19 protein-coding genes, 2 tRNA genes and 3 rRNA genes are annotated in these 24,814 nt (G+C 60.6%); 7 read left to right on the top strand and 17 right to left on the bottom strand.

Going from position 1 to position 24,814, the window contains the following annotated elements; all coding sequences use genetic code 11:
• Window positions 1-54: 54 nt before the first annotated feature.
• The 4 genes from BLW71_RS22245 to BLW71_RS22260 form a co-directional block, all read right to left on the bottom strand.
• Window positions 55-573, bottom strand: a complete 519-nt coding sequence (locus BLW71_RS22245; RefSeq protein WP_091801602.1) for a periplasmic heavy metal sensor — start codon at window positions 571-573, stop codon at window positions 55-57.
• On the bottom strand, window positions 570-995 hold the full coding sequence (locus BLW71_RS22250; RefSeq protein ID WP_091801605.1) for a hypothetical protein: 426 nt from the start codon (window positions 993-995) through the stop codon (window positions 570-572). Before BLW71_RS22250 ends, BLW71_RS22245 begins: the two co-directional genes overlap by 4 nt.
• Window positions 992-1,552 carry an RNA polymerase sigma factor gene (locus BLW71_RS22255; protein ID WP_091801609.1) on the bottom strand — a complete coding sequence of 187 codons (561 nt, stop codon included), beginning with the start codon at window positions 1,550-1,552 and terminating at the stop codon, window positions 992-994. Before BLW71_RS22255 ends, BLW71_RS22250 begins: the two co-directional genes overlap by 4 nt.
• Window positions 1,553-1,908: 356 nt before the next feature.
• Complete coding sequence (locus tag BLW71_RS22260) at window positions 1,909-2,229, bottom strand: YXWGXW repeat-containing protein (protein ID WP_091808714.1); 321 nt, start codon at window positions 2,227-2,229, stop codon at window positions 1,909-1,911.
• 295 nt (window positions 2,230-2,524) lie between these two features.
• Between BLW71_RS22260 and BLW71_RS22265 the strand changes: the two genes are divergently transcribed.
• Window positions 2,525-3,217 (top strand): HAD family hydrolase, encoded by a 693-nt coding sequence (locus BLW71_RS22265; RefSeq protein WP_091801612.1) that lies wholly within the window; start codon window positions 2,525-2,527, stop codon window positions 3,215-3,217.
• A gap of 9 nt (window positions 3,218-3,226) precedes the next feature.
• On the opposite strand, the gene BLW71_RS22270 is transcribed toward BLW71_RS22265, so the two are convergent.
• Window positions 3,227-3,619, bottom strand: a complete 393-nt coding sequence (locus tag BLW71_RS22270; protein ID WP_091801615.1) for a carboxymuconolactone decarboxylase family protein — start codon at window positions 3,617-3,619, stop codon at window positions 3,227-3,229.
• Window positions 3,620-3,927: 308 nt separating this feature from the next.
• Here BLW71_RS22270 and BLW71_RS22275 point away from each other — a divergent pair, with 308 nt between their 5' ends.
• A complete protein-coding gene (locus tag BLW71_RS22275) occupies window positions 3,928-4,176 on the top strand; it encodes a hypothetical protein (protein WP_091801618.1) in 249 nt (82 codons plus the stop codon).
• A gap of 96 nt (window positions 4,177-4,272) precedes the next feature.
• Here BLW71_RS22275 and cysS read toward each other — a convergent pair whose 3' ends face one another.
• The 6 genes from cysS to BLW71_RS22305 form a co-directional block, all read right to left on the bottom strand.
• Window positions 4,273-5,661: a cysteine--tRNA ligase gene (gene cysS / locus BLW71_RS22280; protein ID WP_091801621.1), complete on the bottom strand. Its 1,389-nt coding sequence runs from the start codon at window positions 5,659-5,661 to the stop codon at window positions 4,273-4,275.
• Window positions 5,662-5,986: 325 nt separating this feature from the next.
• Window positions 5,987-6,319: a cytochrome o ubiquinol oxidase subunit IV gene (gene cyoD / locus BLW71_RS22285; protein ID WP_091801624.1), complete on the bottom strand. Its 333-nt coding sequence runs from the start codon at window positions 6,317-6,319 to the stop codon at window positions 5,987-5,989.
• Complete coding sequence (gene cyoC / locus BLW71_RS22290; RefSeq protein WP_091801627.1) at window positions 6,320-6,925, bottom strand: cytochrome o ubiquinol oxidase subunit III; 606 nt, start codon at window positions 6,923-6,925, stop codon at window positions 6,320-6,322.
• Window positions 6,925-8,913, bottom strand: coding sequence for a cytochrome o ubiquinol oxidase subunit I (gene cyoB, locus BLW71_RS22295; RefSeq protein WP_091801630.1), 1,989 nt, complete (start codon window positions 8,911-8,913; stop codon window positions 6,925-6,927). The genes cyoC and cyoB overlap by 1 nt, the downstream gene beginning before the upstream one ends.
• Window positions 8,914-8,916: 3 nt before the next feature.
• Window positions 8,917-9,816: a ubiquinol oxidase subunit II gene (gene cyoA / locus BLW71_RS22300; RefSeq protein WP_091808717.1), complete on the bottom strand. Its 900-nt coding sequence runs from the start codon at window positions 9,814-9,816 to the stop codon at window positions 8,917-8,919.
• A 378-nt stretch (window positions 9,817-10,194) separates the two neighbouring features.
• Window positions 10,195-11,751, bottom strand: coding sequence for a complex I subunit 4 family protein (locus tag BLW71_RS22305; protein ID WP_091808719.1), 1,557 nt, complete (start codon window positions 11,749-11,751; stop codon window positions 10,195-10,197).
• Between the two features lie 79 nt (window positions 11,752-11,830).
• Here BLW71_RS22305 and BLW71_RS22310 point away from each other — a divergent pair, with 79 nt between their 5' ends.
• From BLW71_RS22310 to BLW71_RS22325, 4 genes are all read left to right on the top strand, one after another.
• Complete coding sequence (locus BLW71_RS22310; protein WP_091801634.1) at window positions 11,831-12,214, top strand: hypothetical protein; 384 nt, start codon at window positions 11,831-11,833, stop codon at window positions 12,212-12,214.
• Between the two features lie 222 nt (window positions 12,215-12,436).
• Window positions 12,437-13,174, top strand: a complete 738-nt coding sequence (locus BLW71_RS22315; RefSeq protein WP_091801637.1) for an ABC transporter ATP-binding protein — start codon at window positions 12,437-12,439, stop codon at window positions 13,172-13,174.
• Complete coding sequence (locus BLW71_RS22320) at window positions 13,164-15,740, top strand: FtsX-like permease family protein (protein WP_091808721.1); 2,577 nt, start codon at window positions 13,164-13,166, stop codon at window positions 15,738-15,740. Before BLW71_RS22315 ends, BLW71_RS22320 begins: the two co-directional genes overlap by 11 nt.
• Before the next feature lie 167 nt (window positions 15,741-15,907).
• Window positions 15,908-17,062, top strand: a complete 1,155-nt coding sequence (locus BLW71_RS22325; RefSeq protein WP_091808723.1) for a lipocalin-like domain-containing protein — start codon at window positions 15,908-15,910, stop codon at window positions 17,060-17,062.
• Window positions 17,063-17,219: 157 nt separating this feature from the next.
• Here the strand turns inward: BLW71_RS22325 and rrf are convergent.
• The 5 genes from rrf to BLW71_RS22350 form a co-directional block, all read right to left on the bottom strand.
• A 5S ribosomal RNA gene (rrf, locus tag BLW71_RS22330) occupies window positions 17,220-17,332 on the bottom strand.
• A 208-nt stretch (window positions 17,333-17,540) separates the two neighbouring features.
• Window positions 17,541-20,419, bottom strand: a 23S ribosomal RNA gene (locus BLW71_RS22335).
• 297 nt (window positions 20,420-20,716) lie between these two features.
• Window positions 20,717-20,792 (bottom strand) — tRNA-Ala (locus BLW71_RS22340).
• A gap of 68 nt (window positions 20,793-20,860) precedes the next feature.
• Window positions 20,861-20,937, bottom strand: a tRNA-Ile gene (locus tag BLW71_RS22345).
• A 66-nt stretch (window positions 20,938-21,003) separates the two neighbouring features.
• Window positions 21,004-22,536 (bottom strand): 16S ribosomal RNA (locus BLW71_RS22350).
• The 16S, 23S and 5S rRNA genes sit together here with 2 tRNA genes alongside, the layout of an rRNA operon.
• Before the next feature lie 640 nt (window positions 22,537-23,176).
• On the opposite strand from BLW71_RS22350, the gene BLW71_RS22355 reads away from it, so the two are divergent.
• Window positions 23,177-24,121, top strand: coding sequence for a flagellar brake protein (locus BLW71_RS22355; RefSeq protein ID WP_091801640.1), 945 nt, complete (start codon window positions 23,177-23,179; stop codon window positions 24,119-24,121).
• A 39-nt stretch (window positions 24,122-24,160) separates the two neighbouring features.
• Here BLW71_RS22355 and BLW71_RS22360 read toward each other — a convergent pair whose 3' ends face one another.
• Complete coding sequence (locus BLW71_RS22360; protein ID WP_091801644.1) at window positions 24,161-24,751, bottom strand: vWA domain-containing protein; 591 nt, start codon at window positions 24,749-24,751, stop codon at window positions 24,161-24,163.
• Window positions 24,752-24,814 lie beyond the last annotated feature (63 nt).

Here is a 24,814-nt window from a genome sequence, read left to right on the forward strand (position 1 = left end):
GGGCAAATCCGTCGCGAACGCCCGCGCTGTGTGGCTGTTTTTTGCTGTTGCTTCTTAATCGCCAGAAGCTTCGCTCGATGCCTGATTTGCCGGCTTGTTCGCACTCGCCGCCGGCTGGGGTTCGCGCCACTGCCCGCGCAGTTTCAGGCTGTCGGCGAACCGGACTCGCTCCTCGGGCGACAACGTCGCCGCGAAATCCGCCACACTGCCTTCCACTTGCGCGCGCAGGCGGCTGTCCGCGTCGCGCGTGCGGGCGAGCGCGGCATCGAGCGCCGCGCGATCGAACTGAGGGGCCGCCAGCAGACGCAACACGTCGCGACGCCCTTCACGACCGTCGCGAGCATATTGCCGGCCTTCGCGGCGAGCGTCCTTCAGGCTGTCGACGAAAGCCTTCTGGCGGTCGGCGGAGAGCGTTTGCGCAGCGAAGCGCAGCGCGCGCTGTTGGGCCAGCACCGGCGCCGCCGCTCCGCGCGCGGCAAACCATTGATAAGCACCACCGACGATCGCGCCCACCAGAAACACGTTCAGCACCAGCGAGGCGACCAGCACGATTTTCCAGGTCCGGCCGTTCATTCGTCGCTCCAATCGGCGGACGAACCACCAAAGCTCGAAGTTAAATAAGACGACTCATGGACTGGCGGCAGCTGCTGCGCCGCGCCCGTCAGAACGAAGAACGAGACCGCAAACGCGCCGGCCACGCCGCCCATCAGTCCAACGCCCGCTATCGCCGCGCCCGACCACCACAAGCGCCGCCGTGGCGCAGTCCGGCGACCCGGCGCAGCGTCCAGCACGCGCTCGAACAAGGCCGCGCCGGGCGGCGCGACCTTGCCGGCGGCAAGCCATGCATCGACGCCGGCCGCCTGCGCGAGCAACGCATCGGCTTGCTCGCGATGCGCGTCGGCCCACGCCTGTGCCGCCGCGCGGTCCTGTTGCGGCCAGCGGCGCGGCTCGGCACCGTAGGCCTCGACGATCTGATGGAATCTTTCGGGCGTCATGACTTGTCCTTGCTAAGGCCGCTGCCGGCCAGTTGAGCGCGCAGATTGCGGCGCGCGCGGGCCAGCAGACTTTCCAACGCATCGACGGTGATGCCCATCAGGGCCGCAGCGTCGATGTTCGACATTTCCTGGTAGTAGTTGAGCACGAGCGCCTCGCGCTGCCGTGGCGGCAACGCGGCGAGTGCGTCACGAACCGACTGGTCCTGCGCACGTGCTTCGAGACCGGCCTCGGGAAGCGCGGCGGGATCGATTTCTTCCGGCATCTCGCCGTGCGGATCTTCACGCCGGCCGCGCAGGCGGTCATAACAGAGGTTGAGCGCGACGCGATGAACCCACGTATCGAATTTCGCCTCGCCTTCCCGCCAGCGCGACGCCTGTTTCCAGATCCGCACGAACACCTCCTGCGCCACATCTTCCGCTTCCATGCGATCGCCCAGCATGCGCGTGGCGAGCGCCAGCAGACGCGGCAGCTTGCGCGAGACGAGCGAACGGACGGCGGCCTGATCTTGCCGGCCGATCCGTTCGAGCAGTTCCGCGTCGGGATCGCGTTCGCTCAAGGCAAGCCGCTCCCCGCCACGAGTTCATCGTGCCACATGGACCGCGTCGCAAGACGAACCTCGGTCACCTGGCGCCGCTCCTTTCGAGGCATCTCATGCGGGCTTCCTCTCATTCGGATCGTTGTGCGCGCACCTGATCGAACAGCGCGCGCGGATCGCGGAGACGGCGTCTTGCCGTACCCGTCCATGGTCAATATACGACGACCGCCGGCCGATAGTAGGCCGGCCGCGCGGGGTACACCACACAGCCGGCAAGCATGGCCGCCAGCAGCATTGTCAGGAGCGTTTTCATAGCGATCCGCCTGAGTAAGGGATGCAGCACGTCACGGAACGTCGAGCGCAGGGCCGCTAGCAGGTCATGCCCAGTGGCCTTCGATCCAACGCCAGTTGGGACCGCGCTGCACCCAATGCCCAGGCACCCAGTGATAGCCGACGCGCACCGCCTGCCAGTGGCCGGGCACCCAGACATACCGCCCCTGATCCCAACGCCAGCGGCCTTGATCCCATACATAACCGGCGCGCGGTGCCGGTACCACTTCCACGCGAGGCGGCGGCGGCGCCATCGGCGCGACGATCACCGCCTGCGCGAAGGCCGGCGCGGCCGTGAGCGTGGCGGCGCACGTCAGCGCGGCCGTCAGCACGGAGGTAAGAAGACGAACGGGTTTGGTGGATGTCATGCTGGTTTCTCCCATGAAAGCCGAGGCCGCAAGCGGCTTCGTTTCTTCTTGAACGCAGCGGCGGGAAAAACCCGTCGCTGCGCGTCGTTTGAAAAATTCAAAAGGGAAGAAGGATGCGCGAAAACTCGCGCTGAGACGCGAGACGCAGAGTCGCAGCCGTTCGCGCATCGCTTGTGGCGTCAGCAGAACGACAGCAAGCGTTATGCAAATGAATAAAAAACGATGCCTTCGGTAAGGCGCGCGAGCCGGTGAGGTATCCTTGCCGGTTCCGCAACCTCTGCACCTCCCCTGCCCGATGGCCGATTTCCCTTTCGACGCCGTACTCTTCGACTGCGACGGCGTGCTCGTCGATTCCGAACCCATCACCAACCGTGTGCTCACCGAAATGCTCGGCGAGCTCGGCTGGCCATTGAGCGTCGAAGAGACGATGCGTATTTTCGTCGGCAAAGCCGTCAGGGACGAAGCCGCGCTGATCGAAGCGCGCACCGGCTTTGCGATCACGACTGACTGGCTCATGCAGTTTCGCGCGCGCCGCAATGCGGCGCTGGATCTCGAACTGAGCGCGATTTCCGGCGCGCCTCTGGCTGTGCGCGAGTTGCATGCGTCGCTCGATGGACGCATCGCGGTCGCATCCGGCGCGGACCGGATCAAGGTCGAACTGCAACTCGTGAAGGCCGGGATACTCGATTGCTTCGAAGGACGCATTTTCAGCGGCCACGAAATGCCCCGCAGCAAGCCCTATCCCGATGTGTACCTCGCCGCGGCTGCCGGTCTTGGCGTGGACCCGGCGCGCTGTGCCGTGGTCGAAGATACCGTGACGGGCGCGACGGCGGGGGTTGCAGCGGGCGCCACGGTGTTCGGCTATTGCCCGGTCGAACTCGGCCACAGCAGCGCGACCGCGTTGCACGGCGCCGGTGCCGTGCACGTGTTCAGGGACATGGCCGAGCTTCCCGCCTTGCTCGCGGGATGGCGCAGCGTCTCGCGCTGACTGCGGCCGCTACTCGAAAGCCGGATCGATCGGCACGCGGTAGCCCACCGCGAGCCGGTTTGTTTCGTTGGCCATGCCCACTACCGCGAGCAATTCGCCGAACATCTCGTCGGTCATGCCGGCGCGGCGCGCGGCCGCCGTGTGGCTCGCCACGCAGTAGCCGCAGTTGTTCGTCACGCTCACCGCGACGTAGAGCAGTTCCTTGATCAGCGGATCGAGTGCTCCGGGCGCCATCACATCCTTCAGACTGTCCCACGTGCGCGCGAGCGTAGGCGGATGTTGGGCGATGTACTTCCAGAAATTGTTGACGTCCTCGACCTGACGGGTCTGTTTGATATCGTCGTAGACTGCTTTGACTTCCGGCGACGCCGCGGAATACTCGACGGCTTTGAGCTGGCTCATGGGTTCTCCCTACCTTGCTGACGAGAATCGGTGAACTGCGCGCGCCATGCGCACGGTTCATGGTGGCGGTCTATTGTGCCGTGATTTTCCGCAGGCTTCACGCCTGTACGCCTCGCCAACAGAAGTCGGCGAACCGCCGACACCGGCCTGCAGCCAGTTGGCCGGCGTCCATCACACATGCATCGAAAGATCGCGCAGACGCACGCGGCACGCCGCTTTGCCGCCGATGGCACGGTGTGTGCAATCGATCGGCTTGAGTGCGGCAATCACCGTTCTCTTCGATCCACTCACTCCGTTGGAGATCCACCATGAAAACGCTCGTCCTCAAAGACCTGGCCCGTACCGAAGACCTCGACCGTGCGGCGTCGCTATCCATTCGCGGCGGCATGGCTTGCCTGACTCGTGAAGCGCCGTCCGTGTGCCCCGGCGAATTGCAGCCGGTGTTCGTTCGACGCGGTTGGAATCCGTGTCCGCCGGTTCATCCCGGCTGCGGACCGGTCTACTTCCCGTTTGGCAAGCTGCCGTCGCATTCGGAACCGACCATCGTGCCGCTGTAATGCGCCGGCACGGCCCGATGGAAGCGGCGTGGAAAGCCTGCGCCGTGGCGTGGCGAGTGCGCGAGTCTGAGCGCCTCCGTCACGCCGCCTGACGCGCTATCGGCTGCTGTCTCGCTGCCTCAGTGTCTGGCCGCTTGCACTGTCTTCGACCAGCCAGCCGCCGGCCATCAACACCTCACGCAAACGGTCTGCTTCGGCCCATTGCTTCGCCGCGCGTGCTTTTGCGCGTTCGTCCGCCAAGGCCGCCATATCCGCGGGAATCTCCAACGCATCATCGTCTCGCCAGTCGGCGAGACCCAGTCCGAGCACGGCATCGAAGCGGTCGACGGTCGCCCTTCGCGTCGCCGCCGGCAGATCGCTTCTGACCACATCCCATAACACCGCGAGCGCGCGCGGCAGGTTCAGGTCGCAATCGACCTCGGCCTTGAAGCGCGCGACGCTTTGGGCGTCCGGTGTGCCGCCTTGCGGCCATTTCACATAGGTTCTGCGCAAACGGTCCAACGCGGCTTGTGCGGCGTCCAGCGCGGCTTCGTTGAAACGCAGGCTGCTTCGGTAGTGCGCCCCAAGACATAGATAGCGGTATGCGAGCGGATCGTTGCCGCGTTCGATCAACGTCTGCAAGCGCACGAAATCGCCGCTCGACTTCGACATCCTGCCCGCGTCCAGCAAAAGGAAATGGCCGTGCATCCAGAAGTTGGCAAGGCGCGTGCCGTGGCGTGCCTGGGTCTGCGCGATCTCGTTGCTGTGATGCACGGGAATGTGATCTTCGCCGCCGCAATGAATGTCGAACCACGGCCCCAGATATTTCGCGGACATCGCCGAGCACTCGATATGCCAGCCGGGAAAACCGCGCCCCCACGGGCTTTCCCACTCCATTTGCCGGGCGGCGCCGGGCGGGCTGAACTTCCATAGCGCGAAGTCGGTCGCGTGCCGTTTTTCGCCAGAAGCAACACGTTTTCCCGCCTGCAAGCCCGCCACGTTCAGACGCGCCAGATAGCCGTAATCATCCTGCCGGCTCGTGTCGAAATAGATGCCGTCGACAGTGCGATACGTGTACCCGTTGCGTTCGAGATCCGCGATAAAGTCGATCTGTTCGGCGATGTGATCGGTCGCGCGGCACCAGACGGCAGGCTCCAGCAGGTTGAGCGCGCGCCAGTCGTTCATGAACGCCGCCGTATACCGCGCGGCGATCGCCCAGGCCGACTCGCCGGTGCGGCGGCTGCCCTTCTCCATCTTGTCTTCGCCTTCATCCGCATCGGAAACCAGATGGCCGACGTCGGTGATGTTGACCACATGTCTCACGGTATAGCCGTCGAGCATCAACGCGCGCCGTAGCACGTCTTCGAACACGTAGGTCCGGAGATTGCCGATATGCGCGTGGTCGTACACGGTCGGCCCGCAACCATACAAGCCGACATGATCCGGATGAATCGGCGTGAATTCGCGCACGGCGCGCGACCAGGTGTCGTACAGACGAAGCGGCATGAGATTCCTCCCGGTACTGGGTGGTCAAGCGTGTTCAAAAGCAAAAAGGCCACCGGTCGTGTGACGGGTGGCCTCAGGGATACGGACGTGTGCAGATCGACTCGCTAGGCGCAAGCTCCCCTCGGCAGGCCGTAACAGCATGCGCGCAAAGAATGCGGACGGGAAAGGAGAGTAGCGTTCATGGAAACGATGCTAACGCGGGTTGACGGGTCCGGTCAATCGTCCGGGCCGCCCGAACGGATACCGCGCTTGCGCCCGCCACGACAAAAAACCCCGCAAGACTTTCGCCTTGCGGGGTTTCTTTCCGATCGATCCAACTATCGGTCTAGCGGGACATCATGTGCATGCTGACGTTGTGCATGACCCACAACGTGCCGCCGATCACGATGATCGCGGTGAGCACCGTGAACGCAAACGCCATCACATTCCAGCGCTGCTCGGACGACGTATTCATGTGCAGGAAGAAGATCAGGTGCACGACGATCTGCACGACCGCGAGGCCAGCAATCGCGAGCAATGCGTGCTCGCCCGTCAACGTCCCCGTCATGACGAGGCCGAAAGCCGCGACCGTCAGAATGACGGAGAGAATGAAACCCGTCGTATAGCTGCCGATGCTGCCGTGACTTTCGCCTGCGTGTGCGTTATGGCTATGGTCCATTTAGATCACGCTCGCAAGATAGACAAAGGTGAAGACGCCGATCCACACGACGTCCAGAAAGTGCCAGAAAAGGCTCAGGCACGTCAGGCGAATCATGTCGCGTTCGGTCAGGTCGCGATGGCTGATCACCTGAATGGCGAGCACTACCATCCAGATCAGGCCGCACGTGACGTGCAAACCGTGCGTGCCGACCAGCGTGAAGAACGACGACAGGAACGCGCTGCGGCTCGGGCCGGCACCTTCGGCGATCAGGTGCGAGAACTCGCGCAGTTCCAGTACGAGAAACGTGAGACCGAGCAGGAAGGTCACGGCGAGCCAGAACAGCAACACGCCCTTGCGCTTCTTGTGCGCGCCGAGCATCGCAAAGCCGTACGTAATGCTGCTCAGGAGCAGCATCGTCGTTTCGAGCGCGACGCCCGGAATCTCGAACAGATCCTTGCCGCTCGGGCCACCCGCGAACTGGTGGCTCATCACCGCGAACACGGCGAACAGCGCCGCGAAGATGATGCAGTCGGTCATCAGGTACAGCCAGAAACCGAACACCGATTGCGATGGCACGTGGTCCGCGTCGTGATGCGAGCCGGCATCAATAGTCTTGGTTAACATCACTCCACCTCCAACGCGACCCGCGCACCAGCGCCAGAGCGTTTCTCTTCGATCTCCGCGACCGTAGCGGCCGGGATGTAATAGCCTTCGTTCTTCTGGAAGCTGTAGACGATCACGGTGCCGACCGCGCCGACCAGGCCGACGATCGCGAGCCACCAGATGTGCCAGACAGCGGCGAAACCGAGCACCAGCGAGAACAGACCGGCAATCACACCCGCCGACGTATTCGACGGCATATGAATGTCGCGGTACACCGGCTTCGCTTCCTTACCCTTGCGCGACTTCATGTCGGTGAACGCGTCGAGCTTGTGCACCGTCGGAATGATCGCGAAGTTATAGACCGGCGGCGGCGAGCTCATTGCCCATTCCAGCGTGTGGCCGTCCCACGGATCGCCCGTAACGTCGCGATTCTGCGGCAGATTGCGGTCGCGAATGCTGACGACGATCTGCAACACCTGCAACGCGATACCGATAGCGATCAGCGCCGCACCACCAGCGGCCAGAATCAGCCACGGGTGCCACAACGGGTTGTCATAGTGGTTGATACGGCGCGTCATGCCCATGAAGCCCAGCACGTACAGCGGCGTGAACGCCACCCAGAAGCCGATCTGCCAGAACCAGAACGATGCCTTGCCCAGCTTTTCGTTCAGCTTGAAACCAAACGCCTTCGGGAACCAGTAGTTGAAACCGGCCAGATAACCGAACAGCACGCCACCAATGATCACGTTGTGGAAGTGAGCAATCAGGAACAGGCTGTTGTGCAGCACGAAGTCCGCGCCCGGGATTGCCATCATCACGCCGGTCATACCGCCGATCGTGAAGGTAATCATGAAACCGATGGTCCACAGGATCGGCGGCGTAAATGTCAGACGGCCCTTGTAGATCGTAAACAGCCAGTTGAACACTTTCACGCCGGTCGGAATCGCAATCACCATGGTGGCGATACCGAAGAACGCGTTGACGTCCGCGCCCGAACCCATCGTGAAGAAGTGATGCAGCCACACGAGGAACGACAGCACCATGATCGCGCAAGTCGCCCACACCATCGTCTTGTAGCCGAACAGCGGCTTCTTCGCGAAGGTCGCCACGACTTCCGAGAAAATACCGAACGCCGGCAGGATCAGGATGTACACCTCGGGGTGACCCCATGCCCAGATCAGGTTCAGGTACATCATGGCGTTGCCGCCACCGTCGTTCGTGAAGAAGTGCATGCCGAGGTAGCGGTCCAGACCCAGCAACGCGAGCGTCACGGTCAGGATCGGGAACGACGCCATGATCAGTACGTTGGTGCAAAGCGCGGTCCACGTGAACACCGGCATCTTCATGAACGTCATGCCCGGTGCGCGCATCTTCACGATAGTCGCGAAGAAGTTCACGCCGGTCAGCAAGGTGCCGATACCGGAGAGCTGCAAGCTCCACAGGTAATAGTCGACCCCGACACCCGGACTGAACTGCAATTCGGAGAGCGGCGGATAAGCCAGCCAGCCGGTTTGCGCGAATTCACCGATCACGAGCGAGATGTTGATCAGGATCGCGCTGACCGCGGTCATCCAGAACGAGAGCGAGTTGATGAACGGGAACGCGACGTCGCGTGCGCCGATCTGCAGCGGCACGATGATGTTCATCAGGCCGATCATGAAGGCCATCGCCATGAAGAAAATCATGATGACGCCGTGCGCCGTGAACACCTGGTCGTAGTGATGCGGCGGCAGGTAGCCCGGGTTCGCATAAGCGAGCGCCTGTTGCAGACGCATCATGATCGCGTCAGCAAAGCCGCGGAACAGCATGATCAGCGCGACCACGATGTACATCACGCCAAGCTTCTTGTGGTCCACCGACGTGAGCCACTCGGTCCACAGATAGCGCCACTTGCCGAAATAGGTGATCAGACCCAGGACCGTCGCACCGCCGAGGGCGATCATCACGGCCGTTACCATGATGATCGGCTCGTGATACGGAATCGAGTCTAGTGAGAGTTTGCCGAACATGCGTTACCCCTTACCCTTTGGCGCACAGTTGGCGTCCTTCATGTTGTCGAGGACGTTACCGTTGTTGTATCGGGCAATGATGTTGTGAAAGAGCTTCGGATCGACCGTGGAGAAATAGCGCACAGGCTCCTTCTCGGTCGGCGCGGATACCGTCTGGTAACGGTCCATGCTGAGGTTGTCCGACGAAGCGCGCACTTTCGCAACCCACGCGTTGAATCCTTCAGGCGTCGTGGCGAGCGCACGGAATTTCATGTCCGAGAAGCCCTTGCCGCTGAAGTTCGCCGCGGTGCCCGCGTAGTCGCCGGCTTCGTCCGCGATCAGATGCAGACGCGTTTGCATACCCGCCATTGCGTAGATCTGGCCGCCGAGTTGCGGAATGAAGAACGAGTTCATTACCGTGTCCGACGTGATCACGAAGTTCACCGGCGTGCCGACCGGGAACGCCAGCTGGTTCACCGACGCGATACCGAGGTCCGGATAGATGAACAGCCACTTCCAGTCGAGCGCGACGACTTCGACGTTGATCGGCTTCACGTTCGACTCGAGCGGCTTATACGGATCGAGTTCGTGCGTGGTTTTCCACGTCAACACGGCGAGGAACAGAATGATCAGCGTCGGAATCGTCCAGATGGCGATTTCGATACCCGTGGAATGCACCCAACCCGGACGGTATTCCGCGTTCTTGTTCGACGCGCGGTAACGCCACGCGAACAGCAGCGTCAGCGCAATCACTGGAACGACCACGATCAGCATGGCCCAGGTAGACGTGGCAATCAGCTCACGTTCCGCCAGACCCACACTCCCCTTCGGATTCAGAATATCGAGGTTGCTGCAACCCGAGAGCAACAACACGAGGCCGGCGGAAAGGAAACTTAACGACCCTCGCAGAGTCTTTCCTTTCATAAGCATGGCCTCTTCTTTACGGCATCAACGAACGTCATTCGACCGCTCTCCCAATAGTAAGCGCTCGCATAATAGAGTGACGATTTGCCGCGATAAACCCTCATTTTTGCAACGATCTATTGCGCCGCAATACCGTGCGACACGTTGCCGCACGCCGGTGCGCAGCTGAACGTTTGCGATGCTCCGTTGCAGAGCATCGGGAAATCCGCGAATCAAAACACCCCTTTAAACAAGCACTAAAACGAACAAAAAGCGACGCGGCCTGAATGGCCGCGCCGCGCATGATACACATAGAGACTTGATGCAGAAAGAACAAACACGCAACGGCCAAGCAAACATTCGCCCGGCGAATGCTGCAACTGCGAAGTCGCCCGTCAATCAGCCCGGCGAGCGCGTCTTCGAAGACACGAGTGCCGGCGCCGCCGCCTGCAGATGCTCGTCGCCTTCAGCAGGCACAGTCTCCGACGGATGAACCGAGCGCTCCGATTGAGCCAGCAGCGTGCCGACCGACGGATCGATCGCGTCGGTGAACGGCTTCGGATTGATACCGATCGCGAGCACCAGCAATGCCATCGCGCCGAGCAGCACGAATTCGCGCGTGCCGAGATCCTTGAGGTTCGCTACGCGCGCGTTGGCGATCGCGCCGAAGATCACGCGCTTATACATCCACAACGTGTAAGCCGCGCTCAGAATCAAGGTCGAAGCGGCCATTGCGCCGATCCAGAAATTGAAGCGGATCGCGCCCATCAGCACCATGAACTCGCCGACAAAGCCCGACGTGCCGGGCAGGCCGATGTTGGCCATGGAGAACAGCATCACGAAAGCAGCGAAGCGCGGCATGGTGTTGGCGACGCCACCGTACTCGGCGATCGACGCAGTCTTCGTGCGGTCGTAGAGCATGCCCGTGCACAGCAGCATGGCGCCGGACACCACGCCGTACGACAGCATCTGCACGATCGCGCCGGCCTGGCCGATACGGTTGAACACGAACAGGCCGAGCGTGACGAGACCCATGTGCGCAACCGTCGAATACGCGAGCAGACGGCGCATGTCGGTTTGCACGAGTGCCAGCAGGCTCGCATAGATCACGGCGACCAGCGAGAGCGTGATCATCATCGGTGCGAAGAAGTGGCTGGCCTGCGGTGCGATAGGCAGCGCGAAACGCAGCAGACCGTAGCCACCCAGCTTCAGCATGCCGATCATCACGGCAGCGCCGGTCGGGCCGTCGAGGTGGACGTCCGGCAGCCACGTGTGCAGCGGCCACATCGGCACCTTCACACCGAACGCGGCGAGAAAGCCGAGGAAGATCAGGACCTGCGGCCAGGTGCCCAGGTGCGTCTCACGCCACAGCGCGAGATCGAAGCTGTGCGTCTGGCTGTACAGATACAGCATCGACATCAGCATCATCAGCGAGCCGAGGAACGAGACGAAGAAGAATTTCACCGCGGCATACGAGCGGTTCGATTGACCCCAGGTGCCGATCAACAGATAGAGCGGGATCAGCGTGGCTTCGAACGAGATGAAGAACAACATGCCGTCGAGCGAGGCGAAAACGCCTTGCATGAAACCCGACAGCATCAGGAACGCGCCGAAGTACTGGGCAGTCCGCTCGGTGATCGACTCCCACGAAGCGACCACGATGATGATCGTGGTGAGCGCGGTCAGCGCGACGAGCCACAGCGAAATCCCATCCACGCCCAGGTGCCAGGCGATATCGAACGTGGGCGACCACCTGACGTTCTCGACGAACTGCATCGACGTGACGTCGTTGCGGAAATTCGCCACCAGCGGAATCACCGGCAGGAAACCCGCAATCGCGCCGGTCAGCGCGAGCCACCGGGTGCGACCACGTGCCGCGTCGGATCCGGCGCGCAAAACGACCAGGCCAGCGACAATAGGGATCCAGATAAGAAGGCTAAGAAGAGGCAATGGCATGTGCTCTGTCAAAAACTTGAAGTACAAAACGCCGTATCAACGCCTTCAAAATGCAAGACATTGAAATGGAAATGTAGGCTTGGTTTCGCTGAAATTGACGTCGAAGCGGTGGTTTCCGCTACACGTTTACCCGCAGTCGAATGACCGAGGGTGGGAGATTACCAAGATAAGAATACTTTTGCAGCGCAACAACGCCGAAAGGGCGCTGGCAATGCATTGTTGCCCCGCACGCCCTTGCGAAATGGATAAAAATGTGCAGACGCACAAACTCTTTTGCACGCCTCTCGGGCGGCGAATTTACGCGAAAAAGAGCGCAAATAAGAACCCGTTATTGAATTTTGCGGCAGCGCTCCAGCACGTGTTCGAGGGTGGAATAGAAGATGCGTACGCTCGGGGTGCGGAGGACGTGAATTTCCCGCATCCGGAAAAAATTTTGTCCACCGGTGGACAAAAAATTTTTTGATCCGTCACTCTAATTAATCCGGCATGCCGCGCAGAAGAATATCGACGCACCGACCGGTCGCCTGCTTTCCGGGCCTGTCGCGACGCGAGCCGCAAGCTTCAGCGTGGCTTACAGAAGCCGAATATACTTCGGCGGCTCAGGCGCCCATCATCGTGCATGAGTGCGGCGCGTCGGCCGCCTGTCTGGAAACCGCCCTCGCCGGCCTCACTTTTCGGAAACCGCATGCTGCTTCGTGACGAAGGCGTCGTTCCCGCGCTCGAGTGCCGCGGACTCTGCAAGACATATGGCGCCGGGCGCATCGTGCTGGCGCATCTGGATTTCACGCTCGCGCCCGGTGAGTTCGTTGCGATCATGGGCGATTCCGGCGTCGGCAAATCGACGCTGCTCAATCTCGTGGCAGGTCTCGACAGCGCGGATAGCGGCGATGTGATCATCGACGGCAGCGCTGTTTCGCGTCTGGACGACAACGCGGCAACGCGCCTGCGCCGGCAAAAACTCGGCTTTGTCTTCCAGGCGTTTCACGTGTTGCCGCACCTCACGCTCGCGCAAAACGTGGCGCTGCCCCTCCTGCTCAACGATCTGCCCGCTGCCGCCGCACGCGATATGCTCGCGGCTGTCGGCCTGACCGGACGCGGTGATGACTTCCCGCGCCAACTCTCGGGCGGCGAATTGCAGCGTGTCGCGATCGCGCGAGCGCTCGTGCATCGTCCGAAGCTGATTCTCGCCGACGAGCCCACGGGCAACCTCGACCCCGACACCGCGCACGACGTGCTCGGCCTGTTTCGCGCGCAGAGCAAGGCGACCGGCGCGGCCACGATCATGGTGACGCATTCGGAAGCCGCCGCGGCCGTTGCGGACCGCATCCTGATTCTGAGCGACGGCGGCTTGCACGCTTCGCCCCGGTCAGCCGCGCCCTTCGCTTCCCGCTCCCCGGCGCCTTCCGCCGATGATGTCCGCTGATTCACCGCCGCGTCCCCGGCTGCGCGGACAAGGGCACCGTGTCCTCGCGCGCTGGCTGCTGGGCGCCGAGTGGCGCAGTCACCGCGGGCGCGCGCTGGTTGCAATTGCAACGATCGCGCTCGGCGTCGCGCTCGGTTACGCCGTGCAGTTGATCAACAGCGCGGCCTTCAACGAATTCTCCGCGGCAGCCCGCAGCCTGTCGGGCGAGGCCGATCTCCAGGTGCGCGGCGCACAACCTCTGGTGGACGAAGCCATCTATCCGCAACTCGCCAACGCGCCCGGTGTCGCGCTGGCCAGCCCCGTGCTCGCGCTCGATGTCACCGTGCCCGAGCGGAGCGCGGCACTGCCGGTGCTCGGCATCGACGTGTTCAAGGCAAGCCGGATTGCGCCCGATCTGACCGGTGTGCCGTCGCCGGATCGGCCATTCGACACGCTCGCGGCCGATACCGTGTTTCTCTCGTCGGCAGCCCAGCAGTGGCTCAACGTGAAAATCGGCGACACAGTGGCGCTGCGAAGCGGCACGGCGATCGTGCATTTGCGCGTGGCAGGCGGCATTGTCAGAACACGGCCCGGTCAGCGGCTCGCGGTCATGGATATCGCCGCCGCGCAGTGGAAGTTCGGCAGAATCGGCAAGCTGTCGCGCGTCGATGTGCAACTCGAACGCGGCGTCGACAGGGAACGCTTCAGGCGCGGTCTGCAAGCGCGCCTTGGCAGCCAGTGGGTCGTATCCGAAACCCGTGACGCCGAAAGCCGCACGGATCGCCTGTCCCGCGCGTATCGGATCAATATGAATGTCCTCGCGCTGGTGGCGTTGTTCACCGGCGCGTTTCTCGTGTTTTCGACGCAGGCACTGAGCGTCGTGCGACGCCGCGCGCAGTTCGCCATGTTGCGTGTGCTCGGACTGACGCGCGGTCAACTGCTGCGCCAGATTCTGATGGAAGGCGCACTCCTCGGCCTGCTCGGTTCACTCGCGGGACTCGCGCTCGGCTACGCAATGGCGAGCGGCGCGTTGCATTTTTTCGGCAGTGACCTGGGCGGAGGCTACTTTCCCGGAGTCCAGCCGCAAGTCGGCTTCGAACCGCTGGCGAGCGCATTGTTTCTCGCCCTTGGACTCGCCGTGTCGGTATTGGGCAGTCTTGCCCCCGCGCTGGAAGCAGTGCGTGCGCGGCCCGCCGCGGCCCTCAAGGCAGGCGCGGAAGAAGGCGCGCTCGCGCGGCTCGCCACACCGTGGCCCGCCTTGCTGTGCCTGCTGGCCGCCGCCGTGCTCACGCAGGTGCCGCCGTTGTTCGATGCGCCGATTGGCGGCTACGTGGCCGTCGCATTGCTGCTGGTCGGCGGAATTGCACTGATGCCGCGCGTGACCGCGCTCATCTTCGGCGCGGCGAGCCGTACCGTTGCCAGGCGGCGCCGCACTGGCGCGGTCAGCACGCTGGCTTTGGCGCGTCTTGCGAATGCGCCGGGGCACGCTTCGATCGCCATGGGTGGCGTGCTGTCGAGCTTTGCACTGATCGTCGCGATGGCCATCATGGTGGCCAGCTTCCGCGTTTCCGTCGAAGACTGGCTGGTCCATCTGCTCTCCGCCGATCTCTATGTCCGCATAGCACCAAACGGCGATACCGGCGGTCTGCGGCCCGATGAACAATCCCTGCTGGCAGCCGTGCCCGGCATCAAGACCGCCGCCTTTGCCCGTATCTCGCATCTCGCGCTCGACCCTGCGCGACCCGACGTCGCCTTGCTCGCACGTGAGATCGACGCCGCCGATCCCGGCGCGAATCTGCAGATGACCGGCGCCGCGCTGCCACCTTCCGAATTTCACGCGGAAGAAACACCTGTTTGGGTATCCGAAGCAATGGTCGATCTGTATGGATATAAGTCAGGCCAGCGTGTGCAATTGCCGCTTGGCGAGCGTGGGCATGTGTTCGTGGTGGCCGGCGTATGGCGTGATTATGCGCGGCAGACCGGCGCGATCCAGATACGTCTCGCCGATTACCGGCGCTTGACCGGCGACACGAACGCAACCGATGTGGCCGTCACCGTTCAACCGGAGACGAGCGTCGAGCGGGTTGTCGCGGGGCTGCGCGCACTGCCCTTCGGCGCTTCGCTGGACCTCTCGCTGCCGGGTGAGATTCGTGCGCGCACGCTGGTGATCTTCGACCGCAGCTTTGCGGTCACTTATCTTCTCGAGGCAGTCGCTATCGTGATCGGGTTGTTCGGCGTGGCGGCGACGTTTTCCGCGCAAACGCTCGCACGGGCCCGCGAGTTCGGCATGCTGCGGCATGTGGGCGTGACGCGCACGCAGGTGCTCGGCATCCTTGCGCTCGAAGGCGGCATGCTCACCGCGTGCGGCATTGCTATGGGCTTCGTTCTGGGCTTCGCGATCAGTCTGATCCTGGTGTTCGTCGTCAATCCGCAGTCGTTTCATTGGAGCATGTCGCTGCACGTGCCGTGGACGGTGTTGGGGATCGTCGCGTTGGTCATGCTGGCTTCATCGTGTTCGACGGCGGTGATAGCGGGACGCGGCGCTGTGTCGGTAGATGCCGTGCGCGCCGTGAAGGAGGATTGGTGATGCGGGTTCTCTCGCGCAAATTGGCGCGGCGGATCAGGCTTATGGCGGCAGCGCGCCTGGATCTCGTCAGCGGAGGGTCTTACCTGGTCTGGCGGATGCGCGCGACGCAGGTCCCACTTCCAGCTTTCGGTGAGGCCGAGTCGAACGACCGGGGGATCGCATGCGAGATGTCATGCGAGTCGGCCCTTGAGTCCTTTTGGCTGGCCCGTCGGCGCAAAGGCAGACGGGTTCTCGGATGGCTGTCCGTCGGGACACTGGCCGTCTCGACCGCGTTCGCCGCCGTGCCCGAATTCGCCGCGGTAACACCTGACCATGCAATCGCCCTCCCGCAGGACAGCGGCGCGCATACGGGTTTTCGCACCGAGTGGTGGTACGCGACGGGTTGGCTCACTACGCCGGATAATCGGCCGCTGGGTTTTCAGATCACCTTCTTCCGCTCGGCAACCGGCCACGACGACGCCGACCCGAGCGCTTTCGCGCCGGCGCAATTGATCATCGCCCATGCCGCGGTGAGCGATCCAGCGCTCGGCCATCTTGCGCATGATCAGCGCATTGCACGTCAGGGCTTCGGCCTCGCTTACGCGAAGCCAGCCAATACCTATGTCAAACTCGACGCATGGAAAATGATTCGAGCCGCTGACGGTCATTACGACGTCAGTGTCGATGCAAACGGCTTCTCGTTGCATCTCGTGTTGACGCCGACTCAAGCCCCTTTGATTCAGGGCGAACGCGGCTATTCACGCAAAGGTCCGCGGCCTGAGCAGGCGAGCTATTACTACAGTGAGCCGCAATTGCGTGTGACTGGCAGCGTCGTTCGGCCGGTTGCGGCGGGCAACGTGTCGCATGGAGAGACTGCCGTAACGGGCATGGCGTGGCTCGATCACGAATGGTCGAGCACCCTGCTCGACGCAGATGCAGTGGGATGGGATTGGCTGGGCGCCAACCTCGACGACGGCTCTGCGCTGATGGCATTCAAGGTTCGTGGTCGCGATGGACACGCCGTGTGGACGCACGCCGTATTGCGCAAACCCGACGGCAAGGTGACGACGTTCGGCGCCCGCGAGGTGGACTTCACCCCACTGCGCACATGGCGCTCGCCGCGCACGAACACATCCTATCCGGTGTCGATGACCGTCAAAACCGGCGCGCTGAAGTGGCGACTTGATCCGCTGATGGACGATCAGGAACTCGATTCAAGACAATCGACGGGCACGATGTACTGGGAAGGTGCGGTGCGGGTGAGTCGCGCAGGTGTGGAGGTGGGACAGGCGTATCTGGAACTGACGGGCTATGCGAAGGCGGTGCGGCCGGGCAGGGAGTGAAGGCCCAGGTTCGCGCAGGTATTCCGTGCGTTGTCCGCGTCTGTTCGTGTTCGTCCGTGTTTATCCGCATCTGCCGGGTGTTTGCCGTTTGCCAGCGGGCGGCCGTAAACGCAGAAACCCCACCTTTTCGGGGTGGGGTTTCTGATGCTGCTGGGGAGCCTGACGATTACCTACTTTCACACGGGAATCCGCACTATCATCGGCGTGGAGTCGTTTCACGGTCCTGTTCGGGATGGGAAGGGGTGGGACCGACTCGCTATGGTCATCAGGCATGACTTGTTGCTGCGCTGTCTCTGGGGACAGCCCAACCAATCTGGAAGAAGTAGTTTCTGGTGATGCTCACCAGAGAAGCTTGGGGTTGTGTTGTTTCTGGCACAACACTGATCACTCAACCGTGTGTGGCGTCCCTGCCCCCTTCGGGGGTGGGATGCTCGTAAGTGCTGAAGCACTAACGATCATCGCAAGACACACCTGTTATAGGATCAAGCCTTACGGGCAATTAGTATCAGTTAGCTTAACGCATTACTGCGCTTCCACACCTGACCTATCAACGTCCTGGTCTTGAACGACCCTTCAAGGGGCTCGAAGCCCCGGGGATATCTCATCTTAAGGCGAGTTTCCCGCTTAGATGCTTTCAGCGGTTATCTCTTCCGAACATAGCTACCCGGCGATGCCACTGGCGTGACAACCGGTACACCAGAGGTTCGTCCACTCCGGTCCTCTCGTACTAGGAGCAGCCCCCTTCAAATATCCAGCGCCCACGGCAGATAGGGACCAAACTGTCTCACGACGTTTTAAACCCAGCTCACGTACCTCTTTAAATGGCGAACAGCCATACCCTTGGGACCGGCTACAGCCCCAGGATGAGATGAGCCGACATCGAGGTGCCAAACACCGCCGTCGATATGAACTCTTGGGCGGTATCAGCCTGTTATCCCCAGAGTACCTTTTATCCGTTGAGCGATGGCCCTTCCATACAGAACCACCGGATCACTATGACCTGCTTTCGCACCTGCTCGACTTGTCGGTCTCGCAGTTAAGCACGCTTATGCCATTGCACTATCAGCACGATTTCCGACCGTACCTAGCGTACCTTCGTACTCCTCCGTTACACTTTGGGAGGAGACCGCCCCAGTCAAACTGCCTACCATGCACTGTCCCCAGTCCGGATAACGGACCAAGGTTAGAACCTCAAACAAACCAGGGTGGTATTTCAAGGTCGGCTCCACGCAGACTGGCGTCCACGCTTCAAAGCCTCCCACCTATCCTACACAGACCGGTTCAAAGTCCAATGCAAAGCTACAGTAAAGGTTCATGGGGTCTTTCCGTCTAGCCGCGGGGAGATTGCATCATCACAAACACTTCAACTTCGCTGAGTCTCGGGAGGAGACAGTGTGGCCATCGTTACGCCATTCGTGCAGGTCGGAACTTACCCGACAAGGAATTTCGCTACCTTAGGACCGTTATAGTTACGGCCGCCGTTTACCGGGACTTCAATCAAGAGCTTGCACCCCATCATTTAATCTTCCGGCACCGGGCAGGCGTCACACCCTATACGTCCACTTTCGTGTTTGCAGAGTGCTGTGTTTTTATTAAACAGTCGCAGCCACCAGTTTATTGCAACCCCTTCACCCTTCTGGCGCAGGCCAGTCAAGCTACAGGGGCGTACCTTATCCCGAAGTTACGGTACCAATTTGCCGAGTTCCTTCTCCCGAGTTCTCTCAAGCGCCTTAGAATACTCATCTCGCCCACCTGTGTCGGTTTGCGGTACGGTCTTGTTAAACTGAAGCTTAGAGGCTTTTCTTGGAACCACTTCCAGTTGCTTCTTCACCGAAGTGAATGGCCTCGCACCCTTGAATTCCGCGCCCGGATTTGCCTAAGCGCCTTCTCCAATGCAAGGACCGGGACTTCCAACACCCGGACAACCTTCCGCGATCCGTCCCCCCATCGCATTTAACAATGGTGCAGGAATATTAACCTGCTTCCCATCAGCTACGCATTTCTGCCTCGCCTTAGGGGCCGACTCACCCTACGCCGATGAACGTTGCGTAGGAAACCTTGGGCTTACGGCGAGGGGGCCTTTCACCCCCTTTATCGCTACTCATGTCAGCATTCGCACTTCCGATACCTCCAGCGCACTTTTCAATGCACCTTCGCAGGCTTACGGAACGCTCTCCTACCATGCACATAAATGTGCATCCGCAGCTTCGGTATATTGCTTAGCCCCGTTACATCTTCCGCGCAGGACGACTCGATCAGTGAGCTATTACGCTTTCTTTAAAGGATGGCTGCTTCTAAGCCAACCTCCTGACTGTTTTAGCCTTCCCACTTCGTTTCCCACTTAGCAATATTTGGGGACCTTAGCTGGCGGTCTGGGTTGTTTCCCTCTTGACACCGGACGTTAGCACCCGATGTCTGTCTCCCGTGATTGCACTCTTCGGTATTCGGAGTTTGCTATGGCGTAGTAATCCGCAATGGACCCCACAACCATGACAGTGCTCTACCCCCGAAGGTGATACACGAGGCACTACCTAAATAGTTTTCGGAGAGAACCAGCTATTTCCAGGTTTGTTTAGCCTTTCACCCCTATCCACAGCTCATCCCCTAACTTTTCAACGTTAGTGGGTTCGGACCTCCAGTACGTGTTACCGCACCTTCATCCTGGCCATGGATAGATCACCTGGTTTCGGGTCTACACCCAGCGACTGAACGCCCTGTTCGGACTCGCTTTCGCTACGCCTGCCCTAATCGGTTAAGCTTGCCACTGAATGTAAGTCGCTGACCCATTATACAAAAGGTACGCCGTCACCCCTTGCGAGGCTCCGACTGTTTGTATGCATGCGGTTTCAGGATCTATTTCACTCCCCTCCCGGGGTTCTTTTCGCCTTTCCCTCACGGTACTGGTTCACTATCGGTCGATCACGAGTATTTAGCCTTGGAGGATGGTCCCCCCATCTTCAGACAGGATTTCACGTGTCCCGCCCTACTTGTCGTACACCCAGTTCTTCCTCGCTGTTTTCGTCTACAGGGCTATCACCTGCTATGGCGGCACTTTCCAGAGCCTTCGACTAACAATGAAGATAAAGAGTACAGGCTGGTCCCATTTCGCTCGCCACTACTCTGGGAATCTCGGTTGATTTCTTTTCCTGCGGTTACTTAGATGTTTCAGTTCACCGCGTTCGCTTCACGTAGCCTATGTATTCAGCTACGGATGACCCATACGGGCCGGGTTTCCCCATTCGGATATCGGTGGATCAAAGCTCGTTTGCCAGCTCCCCACCGCTTTTCGCAGGCTACCGCGTCCTTCATCGCCTGTGATCGCCAAGGCATCCACCACATGCACTTGTTCGCTTGACCCTATAACGGGTGTGTCTCTCTCGATTCACATGCCGCTACAGGTTGAGTATTCGTGTTGCGCCGTATTCCAAGGCAATCTTTCGATCACCTTTTCATACATTGATACAATCACAACCCTGATTCACCTACTCAACCACCCATCTCTAAGTGATCTTTCGTGAATCTCTTTACTACTTCTTCCTGATTGTTAAAGAACGACAGCCGATATCGCAGTTGCTATAACCGCGTATCACTCTGACTGGCTCAATCGCCAATGCACAACGCTCTGCTTCTCACAGAACGCTACGCATTGAGGATTGGTGGAGGATGACGGGATCGAACCGACGACCCCCTGCTTGCAAAGCAGGTGCTCTCCCAGCTGAGCTAATCCCCCAGTCATGCACAGATAATCTCTACCTGTTGATACCCAGAGGTTATCGATCAGCACACCAGACAAGACTTTGGTGGGTCTGGATGGATTCGAACCATCGACCCCCGCCTTATCAAGACGGTGCTCTAACCGACTGAGCTACAGACCCCTGAGTCTGTCTAAATTTCACAGCCGATAAGCGTGAGCGCTCAACACATTGACGCGTTAGCTCGAGAAAGGAGGTGATCCAGCCGCACCTTCCGATACGGCTACCTTGTTACGACTTCACCCCAGTCATGAATCCTACCGTGGTGACCGTCCTCCTTGCGGTTAGACTAGCCACTTCTGGTAAAACCCACTCCCATGGTGTGACGGGCGGTGTGTACAAGACCCGGGAACGTATTCACCGCGGCATGCTGATCCGCGATTACTAGCGATTCCAGCTTCACGCACTCGAGTTGCAGAGTGCGATCCGGACTACGATCGGTTTTCTGGGATTGGCTCCCCCTCGCGGGTTGGCGACCCTCTGTTCCGACCATTGTATGACGTGTGAAGCCCTACCCATAAGGGCCATGAGGACTTGACGTCATCCCCACCTTCCTCCGGTTTGTCACCGGCAGTCTCCCTAGAGTGCTCTTGCGTAGCAACTAGGGACAAGGGTTGCGCTCGTTGCGGGACTTAACCCAACATCTCACGACACGAGCTGACGACAGCCATGCAGCACCTGTGTTATGGCTCCCTTTCGGGCACCCTGACCTCTCAGCCAGGTTCCATACATGTCAAGGGTAGGTAAGGTTTTTCGCGTTGCATCGAATTAATCCACATCATCCACCGCTTGTGCGGGTCCCCGTCAATTCCTTTGAGTTTTAATCTTGCGACCGTACTCCCCAGGCGGTCAACTTCACGCGTTAGCTACGTTACTAAGGAAATGAATCCCCAACAACTAGTTGACATCGTTTAGGGCGTGGACTACCAGGGTATCTAATCCTGTTTGCTCCCCACGCTTTCGTGCATGAGCGTCAGTATTGGCCCAGGGGGCTGCCTTCGCCATCGGTATTCCTCCACATCTCTACGCATTTCACTGCTACACGTGGAATTCTACCCCCCTCTGCCATACTCTAGCCCGCCAGTCACAAATGCAGTTCCCAGGTTAAGCCCGGGGATTTCACATCTGTCTTAGCGGACCGCCTGCGCACGCTTTACGCCCAGTAATTCCGATTAACGCTTGCACCCTACGTATTACCGCGGCTGCTGGCACGTAGTTAGCCGGTGCTTATTCTTCCGGTACCGTCATCCCCCACGGGTATTAACCACGAGGTTTTCTTTCCGGACAAAAGTGCTTTACAACCCGAAGGCCTTCTTCACACACGCGGCATTGCTGGATCAGGCTTTCGCCCATTGTCCAAAATTCCCCACTGCTGCCTCCCGTAGGAGTCTGGGCCGTGTCTCAGTCCCAGTGTGGCTGGTCGTCCTCTCAGACCAGCTACAGATCGTCGCCTTGGTAGGCCTTTACCCCACCAACTAGCTAATCTGCCATCGGCCGCCCCTGTAGCGCGAGGTCCCGAAGGATCCCCCGCTTTCATCCACAGATCGTATGCGGTATTAATCCGGCTTTCGCCGGGCTATCCCCCACTACAGGACACGTTCCGATGTATTACTCACCCGTTCGCCACTCGCCACCAGGGTTGCCCCCGTGCTGCCGTTCGACTTGCATGTGTAAGGCATGCCGCCAGCGTTCAATCTGAGCCAGGATCAAACTCTTCAGTTCAAACCTGTTACTGTTTTTCGGTTCCGTTAAGAACCGGTCGCTCACTCAACGTACTGACGAATGATCCAACCATCTTGCGACAGTCAAACCTTCCTTTCATTACTGTGTGAGACTTGATACTTTTGCTTGCCGGCAGATCCCGAAAGATCCACCTCGCATCGCGCATCAAGCGCCCACACTTATCGGCTGTTAATTTTTAAAGATCGAGTCCGCATTCACTACCGAACCAGCACCGTACTTTCACCTACCCGGCACCGCTTCGTTCTGCGTCGCTGCATCAGCAGCAGAGAAACGAGATTATGGAGAGCGAGAGACATGTCGTCAACCCCCTTCGCGCAATATTTTTCAAAAAGTTGAGGAGCACCGAAACAGACCTCACAGCGACACCGCCAATTTAGTTAGCCATCCGATCTAATTGGCCGCTCGCGGAACAATTCTACTTGCGGCATCGAGACAGTGACCCACGACCGCACCTCTACCAAACCCATCTGGCAATGACCAACCTCGCTATATATAGAGCACTCGCCGCCCGACAGAAAGCAGCGCCAGAAGAAACCAAAGCCGAGTCTGTCGAGAAACTAAAGTTTCCGCCTTGCCGGCCGTCAACCAAGATATCCCGTCACTCCAATTACCGCCGACCATGGACAATCCAGTCGAGGAACACGTCGACGAACGCTCACCCGCCGCGCAAACGCCAGCCCTCAATCTGGATAATGTCCCGGTGGGCACCGCTCTCGACTGGCCGATCGTCGACGCCGACGGCACGCTCCTTTTCACGAGCGGCACCATCCTCGCGACCACGGACGAACGCACCTTCCTGTTCAACCACTTCCGCCCTCAACGGGGCGACCTGCTGGATGCGGGCACGCAAGCGCCACCTCAGCCAGACACTCAGGCAGACCCTGGCGGCCCATTGACGCTAAAGGACATGCACCTGGAAATCGGCGCGTTGATCGGTGTGCGTCCGCAGCTCGGCAGCGGCGCTCCGATGCATCCATGCCGCATCATTGGCTTCGCACCGAATCACGCGCTCTTCGTCACGCCGCCAATGCACGACGGTCGCATGCTCCCCTTGGGCCTCGGCGAAAACATCGAAATCGTCGCGATTGCCAGTCATGCCGTGTTTCGTTTCGTCTGCACGATCGAGGCAATCTGCCGCTCGCCGTTCGACTACGTCGTGTTGTCGAAACCCGGCGTGATCCGTCGCCTGCGCGAGCGCAAGTCGATCCGCGTCCGCACGCACCTCGCGGTGCGCTTCGGCATCGGTGAAAACGGGGACTCGTATGAGGGGCTTGGACTCGCGAAAGGCATTAGCGCACTGGGCATGCAGCTGATCGCCTCCTGGACGCTGGGTGCTGTCGGCGACCGGTTGCGCCTCGCGTTCCGCCTGAAATCGAAAGATCTGGATACGGAGATCGAAACCACGGCCGTGATCCGCAATGTGCACAAAGGCAACGGGCCGGGCGAGCCTTCTACTCATGGACTCGAACTCGATCAACTCGACGCGACCCAGCAAATGGCGATGAAAGTCTTCGTATTCGACCGCCAGGACGACGTGGTGTATTGGTCGAACGGCTTGAAATAAATCAGCGCAGGACGGCGAGCGGCGCAACGCACCTGCCGCTCAGCCCATCAATTCTTCCGGCGTACAACGTCGCGCGCCCCACGCATCGGCGAGCACTTCGCAGCGGCCCAACCGTAACGCCTCACGCTCGAAATCGACGAACACGACTTCGTCCACGTCGAGCGGGCGCACGGGCGTGTCGCGCGTGCGACCGTCGGTGAGGATCCACAGCCAGCGTTGCTGCGCGGGTTTGCGGCGGGCGCTGCGCTCCAGCAGCCGGCTCGCTCGCTGAATGCCGGCCGAAAGCGGTGTGCCGCCGCCGCCGCCCACCGGACTCAACCACCGCTCGTTCCACCAACGCGGCACGGCGGGACCAAATCGCACATCCGCCCCCGCACCGCCGAAACAGACCAGGGCGGCCTCGGCACGCGCGGCGCTCGCGTGGTCGAACAAGGCGACCAACAGTCCCTTGGCGAGGGCGAGGCGCTGCCCGCCCAGCATGGAACCCGAACAATCGAGTACGAAACAATGCAGCACGCCGCCACGCGGCGCCTCGCGCATAAAACGCAGATGCCCTGCTCGCAACGCGCCCTGGCCCTTCGCCGCGAGTGTGTGAGGCCACGCGATGCGCTTGCCCGGCGTCCCATGCAAGCGGCTGTACGCACCCGCACCTTGCCGCCATCGAAAACCGCTGCGCGAGTCAGCGGCGGCGCC

It is taken from the genome of Burkholderia sp. WP9 (assembly GCF_900104795.1).
Classification (GTDB): domain Bacteria; phylum Pseudomonadota; class Gammaproteobacteria; order Burkholderiales; family Burkholderiaceae; genus Paraburkholderia.